This is a genomic window from Rhodoferax sp. RT5P35 (genome assembly GCF_056521385.1).
Map to the genome: position 1 here is coordinate 1 of NZ_JBWMAX010000236.1, position 1,185 is coordinate 1,185.

The following is a 1,185-nucleotide window of genomic DNA, read 5'->3' on the forward strand; positions in this document are numbered from 1 at the left end:
TCCAGTTCGCGGTGCCGCTTCAGCGTGACCCAGCGCTTGGCGAAGGCGGCTGCCAGTTGCTCCACCAGGTAGACCGAGCGGTGCTGCCCGCCGGTGCAGCCTATGCCGACGGTCACGTAGCTGCGGTGGTCGCGGGCCAGGGGCTCCAGCCAGTGGGTCAGAAACTTCTCGATGTCGTTGAACATCTGCGCCACGTCGGGGCTTTGGCGTAAAAACGCCGCCACCGGGTCGTCGCGCCCGGTCAGGGGGCGCAGATCGGCCTCGTAGTGCGGGTTGGGCAGCATGCGCACGTCGAAAACAAAGTCGGCATCCACCGGAATGCCGCGCTTGAAGGCAAAGGACTCGAACACCAGCGTCAGTTGCGCTTCGGGGGCGGCGATCAGCGACTTGATGTAGCCCTGCAACTGCGAGGCGCGGATAAAGCTGGTGTCCATCACATGGGCTTTTTCGCGCAGGTCGGCCAGCAGCTCGCGCTCCAGTTCGATGGCTTCGACCAGGGCGTGCTGCTGGTCGGTGCGCTCGGAGCGCGACAGCGGGTGCTTGCGCCGCGTCTCGGAGTAGCGCCGCACCAGGGTGTCGGTGGCCGAGTCGAGAAACAGCGACTTGATGTGCACCCCCTGCTTGCGCAGCGTCTCCAGGTGCTGCGGCACCAGGGGCAGGGCGGTGGCGCTGCGCACGTCCATGGCAATGGCCACCTTGTGCGGGCCCTGGGTCTGCTCCAGCTTCACAAAGTTCAGCAGCAGCTCGGGCGGCAGGTTGTCCACGCAGTAGTAGCCCGCGTCTTCCAGTGCGTGCAGCGCGACAGATTTGCCGGAGCCGGACATGCCGGTGATCAAAACGATTTCAAGTTTCATAGTTCGCCTAGCATTTCTTTGGCATGGGCCAGCGTGGTGCCAGATAGTTTTTCGCCCCCAAGCATGCGCGCAACCTCGGCCACGCGTTGTTCACCCAGCACCAAGGCCACGCTGCTGACCGTGCTTTTGCCGTCGCGCTGCTTGGCCACCACCAGGTGGTGGTCTGCGCAGGCTGCCACCTGCGGCAGGTGGGTGACGGCCAGCACCTGGCGGTCGCGGCCCAGCTGCTTCATCAGGCGGCCCACGGTTTCGGCCACGGCACCGCCCACGCCGGAATCCACCTCGTCAAAGATCAGGGTTTGCGCCGTGCCCAGCTCGCTGGTGGTCACCG

Annotated in this window: 1 protein-coding gene and 1 pseudogene; both read right to left on the bottom strand. The window is 65.5% G+C overall.

Translation table 11 applies throughout. The annotated features are described in order from the left end of the window. Positions 1–854: RNase adapter RapZ (gene rapZ, locus AC097L_RS25280; protein ID WP_479589459.1), on the bottom strand; the 854-nt coding region annotated here is incomplete at its 3' end. Next, a pseudogene (locus AC097L_RS25285) lies at positions 851–1,185 on the bottom strand (DNA repair protein RecN); the annotation flags it as partial. The pseudogene AC097L_RS25285 and the gene rapZ, both read right to left, overlap by 4 nt.